This window comes from Meiothermus sp., from assembly GCF_025056915.1.
Lineage (GTDB): Bacteria > Deinococcota > Deinococci > Deinococcales > Thermaceae > Meiothermus.
In genome coordinates this window covers 21,657-37,593 of sequence record NZ_JANWVH010000003.1, presented here as the reverse complement: position 1 = coordinate 37,593, position 15,937 = coordinate 21,657, and the positions used below count along the sequence as shown (strand labels likewise).

Below are 15,937 nucleotides of genomic sequence, written 5' to 3'. Positions count from 1 at the left end.
CCCCCTTGAGGGGGCCTTGTCCTTGGGCCGGACTTGGGTTCAGTTGAGGCTCTCGCCCACCGTCTCTTCGAATAGCTTGCGGGCTTCGTCCAGGGTTATTTCCATCACCTGGGAAATCTCCTCGGCCAGCAGGTGCAGCGCCCGGCGCAGGGCCTGGCGGTCGAGGTCGGGCAGGCCCTTTTCGAGTTCCCAGGCCCGGAGCTGGCCGGCCAGGGTGGCGATGCGGAAGGGGTCGCCGTCGGCCAGAATTTCGGTGGTCTTGCGGTGACGGGCGGCCCACTGGCGGGGCAGGGGCAGGCGGCCCTCGCGCAGCAGGGCCAGAATTTCATTCACCTGATCCGGTGACAAGGCCCGACGCAGGCGGGTCGTTTGCGGGGCTTCTACGGGCACGTAAGCCTTGGAACGGGTTCCGGGAAAGTCGACCTGATAATACGATTTGTCCGAACCGGCAACCGAACGCTGGGCGATGCCCGCCACCACACCTACGCCATACGGCGGCAAAACAACCTTATCTCCTGGACGGTATTCGCTCACAACGCCACTCCTTTCAACAAGACCCCAAGCAGGTGCTCGAGGTAGGCTTCCCGTGGAAACTCGAGCTGCGGGTTGCAGGCCAGGGCTGCAATGCTGGCTGCCGTCAGGCTGGTATCCAGCTCGGGGCGCACCTCGCCCCTGGCCTTGCCGTCCTGCACCAGCTTTTCAAGCAAATGTTGGTAATGCTCGTGCATGCCCTTGAGCCAGCCGGTGGTGTCCTCGGGATGGGCCTCCCGGGCCACCGCCGCCCACAAACCGCGCCACTCCTCCACCCAAGCGATGCGAAGCCGCAACACTTCGGCCAGTCGGTCTCGGAAAGAAGCGCTCTGGTTCACCACTTTCTCTACTTTCTGGTAGTAAGAAAACGTGTGGTGCTCCACCAGCGCCTTCAGCAGGTCTTGTTTATCCTGGAAATAAAGGTAAACTGTGCCCTTGCCGACTTCGGCTTCCCTGGCTACTTCCTCGACTTTCAGGCCCGACAACCCCCGGTCTCTTAGAACTCGGATGGTTGCCTCGAGGATCACTTCGCGTTTGGGGGCAGTCCGAGCCTCCACGGTCACGCCTGTAGAGTGTAGCAGAACCCCTGGGGATGTAGATGAGACCGAGACCCCGCAGCAAGTTGGTCATATCTTGCAAAGCTGTCTCAGACAGGGTTTTACGAATTTGGTTCGATACTCCCGCCAGCGGGTTCGGCTTACTTCAAAGACCCGCACAGTGCCATATTTTCTGACAAGGACAAAATTATCGAAAATGGTTTGCAAAAGTATGCAGCGGGTGTGGATGGGGTGCAACCTCGAGACGATTCCGAGCTTTCGGCAAAACGCAGGAACCGGCGGTTGCAGCGATTTATACCAACTTTGTGCGTTCAGGCTGCTTTCAAGAAGGGGGCGGTTGGTTGCAGGTAACGTAGGGGTCTCTACCGATTGCCCCTTGCCACATCGCACCTTCAGTTCGCACATTGTTGGGTCAAAGATGGCATCACAAGGTTCATCAAGGCCCTAAACCATGCGCCTGCCCTTCCAAGCAGGCAGCGGCATTCTTCAAGGCCAGGCAGGTGAATGGAAGGGTGGGGCATCAGATTCCTGTTGTTGAAGCCTTCGACTTGGGTTTGCAGCCTGTGGGTTCGTAGGCCTTAGGTGTGGTTCGCTTGTCGCCATACCCCTCGACACAAACTTGTAAACTACGCAAATGCCTTCGGGTCGCGTTCACGAAGCCATCAATATGGGTGTGTTGGGGTTGGCCTCCGCCGCTTACTGGGTCTACCAAAAGGAAGTTGACATCTCCCAACCGGTCGCAGTGGCCTTTGTTGGCAGTTTCTTGATCGGAACATTTCTGATTACCCCCGATCTAGACCTGGCCGAACAGCAGGTGCGGGCCAAGGGGCGCTGGGGTTGGTTGGGCTGGTTTTGGGTTCCCTACGGCTGGATGTTTGCCCACCGGGGGCTTTCCCACACCTGGATTGTGGGCCCTCTAACGCGCCTGTTGTACCTGGGGGCAATGGGGGTGGTGCTGTACTGGGGCCTCACCGCTATCGCAGACTACCTGGGACTCAGCTTCAACCTTCAAGCCCGGCTCAAAGCCCCTCCCCAGGAAATTTTGTGGGCATGGGTACTGGGGTATTATGCCTCGCAGTGGCTACACCTGATCGCCGATGGCATCTGGCCCGATTCAGGTAGCCTGCTGCGCTCGGCGAAGCGCCGTCGTTAGGCCCCAGTTCGTCTGACCATGCGCTTGCATTGATCGAAGACGCTGCTTGCAAATGTTCTCGCCCCTCGTTCCAGACCATCAAGCCGCAAAGGAGTGGAATCAGTATGCATAGCGCGAAATTTTGGGTGGATTATCTGGGGTTGGCGGCGCACCCGGAGGGTGGGTTCTATCGGCAAACCTATAAGGCCGACGAGGCCATCGCCGAACCCCACCTGCCCCACCGCTACAAGGGCCAGCGGCCTTTTTCAACCGCCATCTACTTCTTGCTGGAACACCCCGATTTTTCGGCTTTTCATCGGCTCACGAGCGATGAGGTCTGGCACTTCTATACCGGCAGTTCGCTGACTTTATGGCTCATTTCGCCTTTAGGGGAACTCTCCCGTCTGCATCTGGGCCCAGACCCCGGCCAGGGCCAGTCCTTTCAGCAAGTTGTTCCAGCGGGTTACTGGTTTGCCGCCAGCCTGGATGCACCCCAGACCTTCGCCCTGGTCGGCTGCACCATAGCCCCCGGTTTCGACTTCGCCGACTTTGAGCTGGCCCAGCGGGCGCAACTGGCCCAGCAGTTCCCCCAGCACCGAGACCTGATCGAGAGGTTGACCCGATAAGCCCAATGTCCAGTGGCTTCGTCGGTTGCTTATCAAAGCAGGGCCTTGACCGAAGCCTTCAGCCAGCGAATCTAGCCATTGAGAGGATCGATGCTATGAGTGCAACACCCCGCAGACCAGAACACCTGCCCCTGGCCAGACTCGCCATCTACCTGACTTTCTTTGTTTGCGGCTTCATCCTGGCTGCCTGGGTTTCGCGCATTCCGGCCATTAAGCAAAATCTGGGCCTCAATACCGGCGAGTTGGGGTTGGTGTTGCTGGGTGGCCCCGTAGGGCTGGTGCTGGCCATGCCCCTGACCGGCTGGCTGATTGCCCACTGGGGCAGCCGCCCGGTGGTGACGCTGGCGGCCCTGAGCAACTGCCTTTCGCTCCCCCTCCTGGCCCTGGCTCCCAGCGGCTGGACGCTGGCCCTGGCGCTTTTTGTGTTTGGCTTCACCAACGCCGCCATGGACATCTCGATGAATGCCCAGGCTGTGGAGGCCGAGAAGCGCTACGCAAGGCCCATCATGTCCAGTTTTCACGCGCTCTTCAGCCTGGGGGGCCTGGTGGGGGCCGCTCTGGGGGGGGCGGCGGCTGCCGCCGCAATCGCACCGCTCCCCTTTTTCACATGGATGGCGCTGGCCTCAGGGCTGGCAATGCTCTGGGCCTCCCGTCAACTGCTGGAGGTTCGGCCCGCCCCAACTGGGCCTCGCTTTGTGTGGCCCCGGGGCGTGCTCCTGGGCCTGGGCTTAATTGTGTTCTGCACCGGGCTGGGCGAAGGCGCAGTGGCCGACTGGAGCGCGGTGTTCATGAAGCAGGAAATCGGCAGCAGTGAGGCCGTGGCAGCACTGGCCTTCTCGGCCTTTTCGGTGGCCATGGTCGTGGGGCGCCTGACCGGCGATGCCCTCACCGACCGCTTCGGCCCGGTTGCCCTGGCCAGAGGGGGCGGTCTCCTGGCCGCAAGTGGCTTCGTCATGACCCTGCTGGCAGCCCGCCCAGAGGTCGCCTTGCTGGGCTTTGTGATGGTTGGGCTGGGCTACTGCACCCTGTTTCCCCTGGCTTTTAGCGCGGCAGGGCGTGTGCCGGGGGTGCAACCCGGCGTGGCCCTGGCTTCGGTGGCAACCCTTGGCTACCTGGGCTTTCTGGCGGGGCCTCCGGTCATTGGGTTGGTTGCCCACTCCACCTCGCTGCGGGTGTCGTTTGCTCTGGTGGCGGGTCTGGCGGTGGTGATTGCCTTGCTGGCCGGCCTGCTGCGGCCCAGAGCCGGCTAGTATGCAAAGGGTTCAAGCAAAGCTGGCATCAAACCCTGTGCCCCAATCCCAAACCCCCGTTGCCCGCCGCTGCCTTCAAGAAAGTGGCATTTTGCCGAAAGTTGCAGCGTCGAAGCCTCGGGAGCCGGGCTGCGATCATGGTGCATTCCTCTTTGAGGGTTCAACTCGAAGCTTTTGGCTTTCGGCCTTTTGCTAGGGGTCGTTCGCTTTCTCGTCCAGGGTCTGCCAGTTACGGTTGGCCAACAAGGGCAGGGGATTAATCACCCGGTCATCCAGACGCCATCGGCTGCCGTACACCCCAAAGTGCAGGTGCGGGGGCGTGGCGCGGGCGTTGCCGGTATTGCCCACATAGCCCAAAAGGGTCTGTCGGCTCACCCAGTCGCCTTCTTGCAGGCCCTCGGCATGTCGGTCGAGGTGGGCATAGTAGTAACGCCGCCCCCCTGGCCCCAGAACCATCACAAACAAGCCCCCCAGCTGCCCATAACCCATCCGGACAACCACACCTTCGGTGGCCGCGTAGACGGGGGTTCCCCTGGGCGCAAAGATGTCCTGGCCTTCGTGCAACCGCCCACCCGGGCGGGGCGCCAGAAAGGTATCGGTTACCTGGCGCACCTGCACCCCCCGCACCGGCATCAGGAGTTCGCCATCGGGCGGCTGGGCCAGCAGGCGACCATAGTCGTCAAGGCGGGTCCAACCAGTTCCGGGGCTTTCGTCGGGGGCTTCGCTCCCAGGATTTGGCGGGCTCGAGCGCGGCCACACGCAGGCGCTCAAGGCCAGCAGCAACAGGAAGGCCAGGGTGTTTTTCACGAAGGGTTGAACTCCTTACCGCCTTGCAAGGGTTTGCCAGTCGCGGTCGCGCAGCAGGGGGAGGGGGTCGAGAGCCCGGTAGTTGCAGGTTTCGCGCCCGCCCTCGTAGAGGCCAAAATGCAGGTGGGGCGGTGTGCCCCGGGCGATGCCGGTGTTGCCCACGTAGCCCAACAGGGTTTGCGGCGTGACCCAGTCGCCCTCCCGCAGGCCGGGTGCAAAACGCTCGAGGTGCGCGTAGTAGTAGCGCTTCTCACCAGCCCCCAGCACGAAAATTTGCAACCCCCCCACCGGGCCATACGCCATCCGCAGCACATAGCCTTCGGTGGCCGAGTAAACCGGGGTGCCCCGCCGGGCGAAGATGTCCTGCCCCTCATGGCGGCGGCCTCCGGGGCGCAAAGCCCCGAAGCTGTCCCAAATCTGCCGCACCCGCACCCCCTGCACCGGCATCAGCAAAACCGGGTCGGGTTCACCCGAAAGATGCGGGGCCAGGGCCGCAATGCGCTCGCGGTAGCCCGGCCACTCCTCCCACTTAGACTGCTCGGTGGGATTTCGGGGAGCCGGCGCCGGAATGCACGCGCCCCGCTGGGTTGCGTACGGCTGGGTGGGGATAAAACGCAGTTGCTGCGCCATGACCAGCGAAAATAAGACCAGAATAAGCACAAAAAAACCCATCCAGTGCACCCTCGTAGCTTGACGGATCGGCTTGAAAATTGGGTTAGAAGCGCAAGAAACCCCGACCAAAGTCGGGGCGCCATGCCCAGAAATGCCTTATCGCACCAGAGCCTCTTGGGCTTTCCGTTTCTTGGCCACCTGCTCGGCCACCCAGGCGTAGGTGCGCTCCATGCCCTCGCGCAGCGGGCGGTGCGGGGCCCAGCCCAGCTTCTCACGGATACGGGTGTTGTCTGAGTTACGCCCCTGGACTCCGACGGGGCCCGGAACGTTGCGGATGGTGAGGTTCTTGCCGGAGATTTCGATGGTCATGCGGGCCAGGTCGTTGATGCTGATCATCTCCTCCGAGCCAATGTTGAGAGGGCCAATATAGTCGCTGTTCATAAAGCGTTCGATGGCTTCCAGGCACTCGTCCACGTACAGGAAGGAGCGGGTTTGGGTACCGGGGCCCCAGACCTCAATGACCCCCCCCTCTGGCGCCTCGGCCACTTTGCGGCACATGGCGGCGGGGGCCTTCTCGCGCCCTCCTTCCCAGGTGCCTTCCGGTCCAAAGATATTGTGAAAACGGGCCACCCGCACATCGATTCCGTAGTTGCGGTGGTAGGCGAAGTAGAGACGCTCGCTGAAGAGCTTCTCCCAGCCATACTCGCTGTCGGGCATGGCCGGGTAGGCCGAGTCCTCGGCGGTTACGGGCTTGGAGGGGTCGAGCTGGTTGTACTCAGGGTACATGCAGGCTGAAGAGGAGTAGAAGACCTTCCCCACGCCCTTGTGGTGCAGCTCCTCCAGCACGTTCAGGTTTATCAGGGCTGAGTTGTGCATGATGGCGGCGTCGTTCTCGCCGGTGAAAACAAAACCGGCCCCCCCCATGTCGGCGGCCAGCTGATAGACCTCGTCAAACTTCCGGTCAATCACCTCGGCCACCAGACGGGGGTCGCGCAGGTCGCCCACCACAAACTCGTCAGCCGGGCTTTCCGAAAACTCATGCCGTTTGAGATCCACCCCGCGTACCCAGTAGCCCTGGGCTTTGAGTTTCTTGACCAAATGCCCACCGATGAATCCACCTGCACCACAAACGAGAGCTGTTTTCATGCCTTTCCTCCTCAGGTATCTAACTTGTAGCGACGCAGGCCCAGCATTTGCATCAGCACTGCCATCACAAACTTGGGGTTATTTTGCAGGTAACGCCGGGCCAGCCGCCGGGGTTCGGAGAGCATGCGGAACAACCACTCCAGACCGCTGCGTTGCATCCAGCGGGGGGCCTGGGGCTTGAGGCCCGCGTGAAAGTCGAAGGCGGCTCCCACCCCGATCATCACCGGCGCCTCAATTTTGCCCAGGTGGGTGGCCATCCAGCGTTCCTGCTTGGGGGTGCTGAGACCCACCCACACGATGTCGGGCCGGGCCTCATTGATCTGGGCCACAATGGCGGCGTCCTCCTCCGGGGTAAGGGGGCGGAAGGGAGGCGAGTAGGTGCCGACCACCTGCAGGCCCGGAAACCTCTCCTGTAGCCTGTCCCGCAAAAGTTCGGGAACCCCCTCGTGGCCGCCGTAGAAAAAGTGACGGTATCCCTTGTGCAAGGAAGCCTGGCAAACGGCCAGCATCAGGTCGGGGCCGTATACCCGGTCTACGTGCTTGTGCCCGGCCAGGCGACTCAGCCAGACCATGGGCATCCCGTCGGGGGTGACCAGGCCCGCCTGGTTGTGGATTTTGCGCAGTTCGGGGTCGGCCTGGCTCTCCATCACCCCGTGCACCCCGGTAATGCACACGTAGGTGCGATGCTTTCGCTGGATAAAGTCCTCGAGGGCCTCGAGCGCCATCGGGATGTTGATGGCGCTGATGCCCACGCCCAGCACATTGGTTCGCTCAATGGCCAACTCTTTCATTCAATACGCCCCCTTGGAACCCAGCACGGCCAGCACGGTGCGAAATAGCAGATACACGTCCAGCCAGGGCGACCAGTTGCGGATGTAGTAGGTGTCCAGTTCTTCCTGAAGTTTGAGGTCGCTGTCGGAGCGGGCCAGCACCTGCCAGAAGCCGGTTATGCCCGGCAACACGCTATGGCGCAGCTGGCGGAACTCTGGCGAGAAGCGCTCGAGGTGGTAAGCCGGAAAGGGCCGCGGCCCGACCAGGCTCATCTCCCCCCGCACCACGTTATAGAGTTGGGGCAACTCGTCCAGGCTGGTCTTGCGCAGAAAGTGGCCCACCCCAGGCAGGATGCGCGGGTCGCGCTTGAGCTTAAAGGAGCGCTCCCACTCGGCCTTGGCCTCGGGGTTCTCGGCCAGGTAACGCTCGAGGCGCTGGTCGGCATCGGGGTACATGGTGCGCAGCTTGAGGATGTTGATGGACCGGCCCCCAAGACCTTCGCGGGTCTGGGTGAAGTAAGGCGAGCCGGGGCTGACCAGGCGCACCCACAAAGCCAGCAGCCAGATCAGCGGCAGGCTGAGCACAAATAGCGGCCAGCCCAGCAACCGATCCATCCACCACTTCATGACCCGGTTCCGGGGAAGCAGCAGATTTTTACGAACCGCCACGCCATGTATCCGCCCCAGGCTTCGCACCGAAAACCAGTCAATGGTGGGCTCGCCCAAATCGGGTATGACCGTGACGTGGAAAAAAGGCAACCTGTGTACAAGTTCTTTGAGTTCTGCCCGACCAATGCTCGAAATAGCCACCAGGGCTTCCCGCACCCCCTGTCTGCTCACTTGCTCGGCCATACTGAGCGGCCCCAGCACGGGCACCCCTTCGACGAGCCGACCCTGTTTCTGTGGGTCGTCGTCCAGAAATGCCACCGGCACCAGGCCCAGGTACCGTTCATGGCGTAATGCCCTGACCACCATTGCGCCAATCAAGCCCGCTCCCAGAATCACCACTGGATAACCCCACCATCCGGCCCGGATCAGCAGTTCACGCGCCAAGGCATTTAGAATCGGCACCAAAAAAACGGCAAATGCGCCAGTTGCAACGAGAATTGCTCCTAAGGGGCGAGTGGCCGGTAGGATGGCAAAGATCAGCAGCGCGGTTAGAAATAACAGCACCGTTATAAGGAAGGTTCGGCGCATTCGCTCGACCGGATGAATCCCGTAACCAGGATAGAGCGCCCAGAACATGTAACCCAAAGGAAAGGTTGCGATGATGAAAGCCAAAAGGGCGTAATCACTCCAAGTTAGCCCGTTGGGCCACCAGGTCAGAAGGGTCTCACGCACCAGGATGGCTAGGCCGAGGGAGAGCTCGAGGGCCAGCACATCCGTCAACCACAGAATAATCGGCACCCAAGCCGGGGCTCGCCTGTTTCGCACGTTATTTGCGCGCAAATCCTCTCTTTGGCTGGCCGCCCAAGTGATTCCCCATTGCGCCATAATGACCCTTCCACTCAATGGTTGTTTTATGTAAAAGTCTACGCACACCGGTGTGCGCTTAGGAGAATGCTAGGGCATCCCTGTCAAAATGCTATGGAAAATTCACCATCCTTAACGCAGTAACGACGGGTTAACGCCCATCTTGTATTCTTACAAGAAACGCTCAACCCCGAAATTTGCATCCTGAGCAGTACAAACAATCACCCGGCCAAGGTTTGCTAGAAGTAACTCGACTTTCTGGCTGATGCTGGCCTTATAGGGATAGTCCGCAAAATTCTGGTGATTATATCTTCCAGCGCGCTGCCTTCGGTCGGTCAAGTCCGATGACCAACTCGTCCAATCTGGCATGTAGGCTTTTAGAAGTTTGCTGGCGCACCGAATTTCGACCATAACCAACCTCACAGACTGGGTACAACACCCAAATAGAAGCACAAACCCCACCCGCCTTCCGTGCCTCTGGAGTGTGTACACTGTGTTGCGGCATGAATGCTTTTTCTTTATACAGCAATAACCAGGAGACCCCATGCGCAAGCGGGTAGTGCTGGCCTTTGGCACCCGCCCCGAGGCCATCAAGATGGCCCCGGTGATCTTTGCCCTGCGTAAGCAGGCTGGCATCGAGACCATCGTGCTTTCAACCGGGCAGCACCGCACGCAGCTCGAGGACGCCTTGCGGGTGTTCGACCTCGTACCCGACGCAGACCTTCAGGTGATGACCGACCGCCAGACCCTGCCGGCCCTGATGGGGCGCATCGTGCCTGCGGCAGCCGACAAACTGAGGGAACTGCAAGCCGACTATGTGATGGTGCACGGCGACACCCTGACCACCTTTGCCGTGACCCTGGCGGCTTTCTTCGAGCAAATTCCGGTAGCCCACGTAGAGGCAGGCCTGCGTAGCTTCAATATGCAAGAGCCTTTCCCCGAGGAGGCCAACCGCCGCCTGACCGACGTGCTCACCGACCTGGACCTGCCCCCGACCCCTACTTCCAGGGAAAACCTGTTGCGCGAGGGCAAGCCCGCGCAAAACATCATCGTGACCGGACAGACCGAGGTGGATGCCGTGCTGTATGCCAGCCAACGCGGCACCCCCCCGCCTCTACCCGAAGGCAAGCGCATTGTGGGGGTGACCATGCACCGGCGGGAGAACCTCCCCTTCATGCGCGAGCTGGCAGCGGCTCTGGCACGGGTTGCTAAGGCCCACCCCGAGTGCCACTTTGTCTATCCGGTGCACCTGAACCCCGCCGTGCGCGAAGCGGTCTACCCCGAGCTGGAGGGGCTGTCCAACTTCGAGTTGCTGGAACCACTGGAATTTGGCGCAATGGCCGGCCTGATGAAACGCTCCACCCTGTTGGTCACCGACTCCGGGGGCGTACAGGAGAGCGGGGCCACCCTGGGGGTGCCGGTGGTGGTGTTGCGCAACGTGACCGAGCGGCCCGAGGGGCTGGCGGTGGGAGCCCTGAAGCTGGCCGGCACCGACCCTGAGCAGGTCTATGCCACCATTGACACCCTGCTCTCGGATGAGGCGGCCCTCGAGGCCATGCGCAATCGGCCCAATCCCTATGGCGACGGAAGAGCCGCCGAACGCTGTGCCCAGGGAGTGGCCTGGCGCCTGGGCCTTTCTGAACGTCCGGCGGATTGGCAAGGCCCCCGTCTGCCCTGAAGTTGCCAACGCTTTAGTCCTGGCAAGCGCCGGAAAGGAAGTCGGCGGTCCATGGAAAACCCAAGAGTTTCGATACAAACCGAGCTGGGCGAGATGGTGCTCGAGCTCTTCCCCGGCCAGGCCCCCATTACGGTGGCCAACTTCTTGCGCTATGTGGATGAAAACCGCTACCAGGGTGCAACGTTCTACCGCGCCGTGCGGCTCGATAACCAGGCCCAGAGCCCGGTCAAGATCGAGGTGATCCAGGGCGGGCTGGGGATGGGCGAGCATCCGGCCAAGCTGCCCCCCATCCCCCTGGAAACCACTGCCCAGACGGGCCTCCGTCACCTGGACGGTACCCTTTCGATGGCCCGCCTGGAGCCGGACTCGGCCCATTCGGAGTTCTTTATCTGCATTGGGAATCAGCCTGAGCTGGACTACGGCGGCAAGCGCAACCCGGATGGACAGGGCTTTGCCGCCTTTGGAAGGGTGGTTCGGGGTATGGAGGTTGTGCGGCAAATTCAACAGCGGCCCACAGGGGGCGATACGCCCCCCGTGCAGGGTCAGTGGATCCTGGAGCCGGTCAAAATTTTGTCAATCCGGCGCGTATAATGCTTCCGGTACTATGCAAGGTGAGGAAGGTATTTTCACGGGTTCAGGTGGAGAAAGATTGTTCTATCAGGCCTGGCGGCCCGAGCGGCCCCGGGCTCTGCTGCTGGTCATGCATGGGTTCGGCGAGCACAGCGGACGCTATACCAACCTGATCAAGCATCTGGTTCCCCAAGGCTATGCCGTGTACATCCCCGACCTTCGGGGGCATGGCCGCTCCCCCGGGCAGCGCGGGCACATTGACAGCTGGCATGATTACTGGCTTGACCTCACGCTGTTTCGCAATTTTGTGGAGACCCGTGAACCCCCTCTTCCCATGTTCCTTTACGGCCACAGCATGGGAAGCCTGATTGTGCTGGACTATCTGGAAAAGCAGCCCCCCGGTTTGCGGGGGGCCATCGTGAGTGGGGTTCTGATTGAGCCCGGTCAGCCGGCTTCTCCACTTCTGGTCTGGGTAGCCCGCCTGCTTTCCCAAATCTGGCCCACCGCACCCCTCCGGTTGAATTTGGACGTAAAGGCCCTCTCCCGCGATAACGAGGTGGTGCGGGCCTACCGCAGCGACCCACTGGTGCATAACCGGGTCAGCGCCCGCTGGGGCACCGAGGTGCTGCAAACCATCGAGTTGGTCAAAGCGGGCGTTAAGGACATCCGCGACCCCCTGCTCATCCTGCACGGTGAAGCCGACAGCATCAACAAGGCCGAGGGGGCCCGCTGGCTGTTCAGAGAAATTCCCTTCACCGACAAGGAGTTGCGCATCTACCCCGGCGGTTTTCACGAGCCCCACAATGACCTGGACAAAGCCCAGGTTTTGCAGGACATCAGCGAGTGGCTCGAGCGGCACCTCTAGAACCAGCTTCGGGTGTACAGGCAACTTTCAACGATACACAAGGCGAGAGGAGGTGGTCGGGCGAGGGTAGCACCTGTCCTCTACCACCCCGCTCCCTGCCTCACCGCTCGCATATCGCGCCCTTCACAGACGTGGCCGCCCACGAAAACGAGAAGGGACAAAGAGACGTGCCTCACCTCGGTGAGGCACGCTTGTCTGCGTTGCGTCTGGGCCGAGACGCATGTGTTCGAGTTTCCAGGCGGCCACTGTTGTCCAGGACAAGGCTTTCTTATAGTCGAATGGCTCTAAATATGTGAAGAGCGCTCTGGTCAGCAGGGTGTTCATGCAAAGAGGGTTTCCTGGTGGATGAGCGCCTGGCTCAGGTGAGTTGCGTGACGCGGCCCTCGGTCAGGGCCAGCAGTTCGTCTGGGGTAAGCCCAAACAGCGCAAAAGGGGTTCCGGCAGCAGCGTAGATGCGCTCGTACTGCAACAGGTCGGAATCCACCAGGGCCTTTAGCGGTTGGGCATGACCCACCGGCGGCACCCCACCAATGGCAAACCCGGTCACGCTGCGAACGTAATCGGCATCGGGCTTGACCAGCTTTTCCCCCAGGTCTGCTTCGATCCGGTGGGTGTTCACCCGGTTGACCCCTGAAACCAGCAGTAGATAGGGTTGCCCGCTGGTGGCCCCTCGAAAAATCAGCGATTTGACAATCTGGCCCACGTTACAACCCACTGCATGGGCGGCCTCCTGGGCGGTGCGGGTCGAGGCGGTCAGCTCCTGCACCTGCAGATGACCAAAGCCCCGCTGTTGCAGGGCATCCTGCACCTTTTGTGCGCTGGGGGAAAGCTTCATCGGGAAAGCTCGTCCAGAAGGCCGCACAAAAGCGCAATGCGGGCCGGAATTTGCGGGATATAGACGTTTTCGGTGAGCTGGTGGGCGGCCTCGCCGAACAGGCCCAGCCCGTCCAGGGTGGGCACGCCCAGCGCCGCCGTAAAGTTGCCATCGGAGCCGCCCCCCACCCGCCCAGGGCCCAGTTGCAGCCCCACCTCGGCCCCGATGCGCCGGGCCAGCTCGAAAAGCTCGAGCGAGGCTGGCGAGGGCTCCATGGGGGGCCGGTTCAGGCCGCCCTCGAGCGACAGGGACGCGCCAGGCAGCACCGGCTGCAAGGCCCGAAGCTCGCGCTCCACCCGTTCGGCTTCGGCCATGGTCCAGACCCGCAGGTCTATGTCCACCCAGGCCGTGGCCGCCACCACGTTGCTGGTGGTGCCGCCTTTGACCACGTTGGGCCCCAGGGTGGTGCCCTGGTTCCAGTCTTGCAGGGCCACAATCCTGGGAATCTGATGGGCCAGCTCGACAATCGCATTGATGCCCTTTTCCGGTTCAACCCCCTGGTGGGCGGGCTTGCCGTGGGCGGTGAGGCGGTACTGGCCCACCCCTTTGCGGGCCACCTTAAGGTCGCCGTTGCCCATAGGGGCCTCCAGCACCAGCACCAGGTCGTTGCGCCGAGCCCCGGCCTCGATGGCCGCCCGCGAGGCCTGCGAACCCACCTCTTCGTCCGGGGTGAAGAGGAGCTCGAGGCTGGGCCGGCTGAGCCCCAGGGCCGCGTTGGTGCGCAAGGCCCACAGAAGCTGCACGATGTTGCCCTTCATGTCGTAGACGCCGGGGCCGTAGGCCCGTTCCCCCTCCACCTTCCAGGGCACCGCAAAAGCCCCCACCGGGTGCACGGTGTCGAAGTGGCAGAGCACCAAGACCTTCTTGCCGCTGCCCGGCACCTGTACCCGGAGCATGGGGCCGTTGGGGGTCTCCTGGCGCTCGAGGCTGCCAAAGGGCGCAAACTGGGCCGCAATCCAGCGGGCTACCCTGTCCAGACCGGGAAGGTCGTGGGAGGGGGCCTCGAGGGTCACAATGGCCTCCAGGTCTTGCAGGATGGCCGGCAGTTGGGGTTGCAGGTGTTCGATGGGCTTCACAGGGCCCATACTAACGCCCCTGGCGGGCCAAGGTGAATCTTTCTGCTATCCTATTGCGGTGTTAGCCCATCGCCCCGATATCAAAGCCCTGCTCAAGGAGACCCTCGCCCAGGCCCTGCAAGCTTTGGGGCTGAGCGAATGGCCTGAAATCATCGTGCAGGAAACCCCGGCGGGCAAGGAAGGTGACTATGGCACGCCCATTGCCATGAGCCTGGCCCGCACCCTGCGCAAGGCTCCCCCGCAGATTGCCGCCGACTTAGCGCAGAACATCCAGCAACCCTCCTGGGTCAGGCGCACCTTTGTGGTCGGCGGGTACCTTAACTTTGAGCTAGACCCCGCTTTCTTGGTGCAGACGGCCACCTTACCCCTGACCCCCTTCCCGCCAACCGAGGGCAAGGTGCTCCTGGAGCACACCTCGGTCAACCCCAACAAGGAACTGCACGTGGGTCACCTGCGCAACATCTGCCTGGGCGACTCGCTGGCCCGCATCCTGCGCTTTGCCGGGCGCAGCGTGGAGGTGATGAACTACATTGACGACACCGGACGGCAAGCCGCCGAGAGCCTGTTTGCCCTGAAGTACTTTGGCCTGGAAAACCCGCCCGCCGGGGCCAAGTACGACCACTGGGTGGGCCAGGCCTACGTGCGGCTGCACCAGGAAATGGAAGACCCCCAGAAGAAAGCGGCCATCGAACAAGGCGTGCAGGAGACCCTGCACCGCCTCGAGGCCGGCGAGCTGCGCGGCGAGGTCGAGCGCATTTTGCGGGCCCAGCTGCAAACCATGTACCGCCTGGGGGCCGAGTACGACGCCCTGGTGTGGGAGTCGGACATCGTGCGGGAGGGGCTTTTGGGCCAGGCCATGCAGGCCCTGGAGGACTCCCCTTACGTCTTGCGGCCTACCGAGGGCAAGTACGCCGGGGCTTTGGTGATGGACACCAGCGCCTTCATTCCGGGCCTGGAAGACCCCTACCTGGTGCTGATCCGCTCCAACGGCACCAGCACCTACACCGCCAAGGACATCGCCCTGCAGTTTTGGAAGATGGGGCTTTTACAGGGCCTCAAGTTTGTGGAGTACGACACCCAGCCCAGCGGCGCCCGGCTCTACAGCACCCATCCAGAGGGGGCGCGGATGTCCTTTGGGGGAGCCCGCGAGACCATCAACGTGGTGGACGCTCGGCAGAGCCATGCCCTGCGGGTGGTTCAGGCCTCGCTCGAGGTCGAGGGCCGGCACGACCTGGCCGAAAAATGCTTCCACCTAGCCTACGAGACGGTGCTGCTCGAGGGCCGTCAGATGTCCGGTCGCAAGGGCATCGTGGTCAGCGTGGACGAGGTGATGGACGAGGCCGTCCGGCGGGTGCGGGCGGTGATGGCCGAGAAGAACCCCGACCACCCCAGCCCGGCAGAGGCCGCCGAGCAGATTGGGGTGGGCGCGGTGCGCTTCGCCATGCTCAAAACCGAGGCCAAAAAGCAGATTGATTTCCGCTACGAGCAAGCCCTGAGCCTCGAGGGCGACACCGGCCCCTACATCCAGTACGCCTACGCGCGGGCCGGTGCCATCCTGCGCAAAGCCGAGGAACAGGGGGTTTTGCACGAGGAGGCCGATTACAGCCAGGCCACCGCCCATGAAATCGCCCTGGCCAAAAATCTGCTGCGCTTCCCCCAAGCCATTCAGGATGCCGCCCGAAACCAGGCCCCGCACATCCTGGCCCAGTACCTGCTCGAGCTGGCCGCCGCCTGGAACAGCTTCTACAACGCCAAAACCCCGGATGGAAAGCCGGCCACCCCGGTTCTGACCGCCCCCCAGGGGCTGCGCGGCGTGCGCCTGAAACTGGTTCGGGCCCTGCGGCAGACGCTTGGGCAAGGGCTGGAACTGCTGGGCTTGCAAGCACCCGAAGTCATGTAGATTGGGCAGATTAAGGTTTCTTGAACACCGCCAGAGCGCCTGTTCGACCGCAGAATCCCGTTCCAGGGAG

Annotated in this window: 16 protein-coding genes; 7 read left to right on the top strand and 9 right to left on the bottom strand. The window is 62.2% G+C overall.

The genetic code is table 11. From position 1 onward, the window contains the following. Positions 1-39 precede the first annotated feature (39 nt). Positions 40-534, bottom strand: a complete 495-nt coding sequence (locus NZN28_RS01060) for a CarD family transcriptional regulator (protein WP_295394791.1) — start codon at positions 532-534, stop codon at positions 40-42. Next, the gene (locus tag NZN28_RS01055; RefSeq protein WP_295394788.1) at positions 531-1,094 is read right to left on the bottom strand and encodes a TetR/AcrR family transcriptional regulator; all 564 of its coding nucleotides are present in this window, start codon (positions 1,092-1,094) and stop codon (positions 531-533) included. The genes NZN28_RS01060 and NZN28_RS01055 overlap by 4 nt, the downstream gene beginning before the upstream one ends. A gap of 628 nt (positions 1,095-1,722) precedes the next feature. Between NZN28_RS01055 and NZN28_RS01050 the strand changes: the two genes are divergently transcribed. From NZN28_RS01050 to NZN28_RS01040, 3 genes are all read left to right on the top strand, one after another. Further along, on the top strand, positions 1,723-2,241 hold the full coding sequence (locus NZN28_RS01050) for a metal-binding protein (RefSeq protein WP_295394786.1): 519 nt from the start codon (positions 1,723-1,725) through the stop codon (positions 2,239-2,241). A gap of 104 nt (positions 2,242-2,345) precedes the next feature. Beyond that, complete coding sequence (locus NZN28_RS01045) at positions 2,346-2,846, top strand: cupin domain-containing protein (protein WP_295394784.1); 501 nt, start codon at positions 2,346-2,348, stop codon at positions 2,844-2,846. A gap of 95 nt (positions 2,847-2,941) precedes the next feature. Continuing rightward, the gene (locus NZN28_RS01040) at positions 2,942-4,096 is read left to right on the top strand and encodes an MFS transporter (RefSeq protein WP_295394782.1); all 1,155 of its coding nucleotides are present in this window, start codon (positions 2,942-2,944) and stop codon (positions 4,094-4,096) included. Between the two features lie 192 nt (positions 4,097-4,288). On the opposite strand, the gene NZN28_RS01035 is transcribed toward NZN28_RS01040, so the two are convergent. The 5 genes from NZN28_RS01035 to NZN28_RS01015 form a co-directional block, all read right to left on the bottom strand. After that, positions 4,289-4,903 (bottom strand): M23 family metallopeptidase, encoded by a 615-nt coding sequence (locus NZN28_RS01035; protein ID WP_295394779.1) that lies wholly within the window; start codon positions 4,901-4,903, stop codon positions 4,289-4,291. Positions 4,904-4,918: 15 nt separating this feature from the next. Next, the gene (locus NZN28_RS01030) at positions 4,919-5,575 is read right to left on the bottom strand and encodes a M23 family metallopeptidase (RefSeq protein WP_295394778.1); all 657 of its coding nucleotides are present in this window, start codon (positions 5,573-5,575) and stop codon (positions 4,919-4,921) included. Between the two features lie 96 nt (positions 5,576-5,671). Beyond that, positions 5,672-6,661 carry an NAD-dependent epimerase/dehydratase family protein gene (locus NZN28_RS01025; protein ID WP_295394776.1) on the bottom strand — a complete coding sequence of 330 codons (990 nt, stop codon included), beginning with the start codon at positions 6,659-6,661 and terminating at the stop codon, positions 5,672-5,674. A gap of 11 nt (positions 6,662-6,672) precedes the next feature. Next, entirely contained in the window at positions 6,673-7,452 is a 780-nt protein-coding gene (locus tag NZN28_RS01020; protein WP_295394774.1) for a WecB/TagA/CpsF family glycosyltransferase, read from the bottom strand. Further along, on the bottom strand, positions 7,453-8,838 hold the full coding sequence (locus NZN28_RS01015) for an exopolysaccharide biosynthesis polyprenyl glycosylphosphotransferase (RefSeq protein ID WP_295394772.1): 1,386 nt from the start codon (positions 8,836-8,838) through the stop codon (positions 7,453-7,455). A gap of 610 nt (positions 8,839-9,448) precedes the next feature. Between NZN28_RS01015 and wecB the strand changes: the two genes are divergently transcribed. From wecB to NZN28_RS01000, 3 genes are read left to right on the top strand one after another with little or no spacing between them, the layout of a single operon-like run. After that, positions 9,449-10,582 carry a non-hydrolyzing UDP-N-acetylglucosamine 2-epimerase gene (gene wecB / locus NZN28_RS01010; protein WP_295394770.1) on the top strand — a complete coding sequence of 378 codons (1,134 nt, stop codon included), beginning with the start codon at positions 9,449-9,451 and terminating at the stop codon, positions 10,580-10,582. Positions 10,583-10,633: 51 nt separating this feature from the next. After that, positions 10,634-11,173: a peptidylprolyl isomerase gene (locus tag NZN28_RS01005; RefSeq protein ID WP_295394767.1), complete on the top strand. Its 540-nt coding sequence runs from the start codon at positions 10,634-10,636 to the stop codon at positions 11,171-11,173. A gap of 58 nt (positions 11,174-11,231) precedes the next feature. Next, positions 11,232-12,017, top strand: coding sequence for an alpha/beta hydrolase (locus NZN28_RS01000; protein WP_295394765.1), 786 nt, complete (start codon positions 11,232-11,234; stop codon positions 12,015-12,017). A 358-nt stretch (positions 12,018-12,375) separates the two neighbouring features. On the opposite strand, the gene NZN28_RS00995 is transcribed toward NZN28_RS01000, so the two are convergent. Then, on the bottom strand, positions 12,376-12,852 hold the full coding sequence (locus tag NZN28_RS00995) for a YbaK/EbsC family protein (protein ID WP_295394762.1): 477 nt from the start codon (positions 12,850-12,852) through the stop codon (positions 12,376-12,378). Continuing rightward, a complete protein-coding gene (locus NZN28_RS00990; protein WP_295394760.1) occupies positions 12,849-13,967 on the bottom strand; it encodes a M20 family metallopeptidase in 1,119 nt (372 codons plus the stop codon). Before NZN28_RS00990 ends, NZN28_RS00995 begins: the two co-directional genes overlap by 4 nt. Before the next feature lie 58 nt (positions 13,968-14,025). Between NZN28_RS00990 and NZN28_RS00985 the strand changes: the two genes are divergently transcribed. Further along, positions 14,026-15,867, top strand: coding sequence for an arginine--tRNA ligase (locus NZN28_RS00985; protein ID WP_295394757.1), 1,842 nt, complete (start codon positions 14,026-14,028; stop codon positions 15,865-15,867). The last annotated feature ends 70 nt before the right edge of the window (positions 15,868-15,937 follow it).